This window comes from Mesorhizobium sp. M1A.F.Ca.IN.020.03.2.1, from assembly GCF_004023205.1.
Classification (GTDB): Bacteria; Pseudomonadota; Alphaproteobacteria; order Rhizobiales; family Rhizobiaceae; genus Mesorhizobium.
On record NZ_RZSV01000506.1, the window covers coordinates 1 to 561 of the forward strand.

General features: G+C 65.2%; 1 protein-coding gene. It reads right to left on the reverse strand.

The features are described from left to right. Window positions 1-561, reverse strand: a 561-nt coding sequence (locus EOA79_RS32415) for an ACT domain-containing protein (protein ID WP_128293718.1), incomplete at both ends; no start/stop codon positions are given.

Here is a 561-nt window from a genome sequence, read left to right on the forward strand (position 1 = left end):
AGGCGATATCGAGCGAAAGGTCCGACAGCGCGCCGGTGACCTCTGAGAGCAGGCCGGGCCGGTCCAGCCCCTCGATTTCGATCACGGAAAAACGGTTCGACAGCGTGTTGCGGATCTCGGCGCGCGGCGGAATGCGGAAGGCCTTGGCGCCGCGCTTCGGCTTGGCCCGCTTCTCGATCATCTCGGGCAGCCAGCTCTTGCCGGACAGCACGTCCTCGATCAGCTTGCCGACGCGTTCGGCCCGCCGCCGCTCGTCCTCGTCGCGATCGAATTCTCTGGAGATCAAAATGGTGTCCAGCGCCCGCCCGTCAGAGGTGGTGAAGATCTGCGCATCGACGATGTTGCCGCCGGCCGCGGCACAGGCGCCAGCGATCACCGACAGCAGGCGCGGATGGTCCGGCGCCAGCACGGTGATCTCGGTTACCGCTTCGAACTCATGCGTCTTCACAATGGTGGCGAGCTTCCTGCCGGCCACATCCGCCTCGCGGACGAATTCGGCGTGGCGCAACTGGTCGGGCAGGTCGACGGTCAGCAGATAGTTTTCGTAGTGCTGGGCGACAT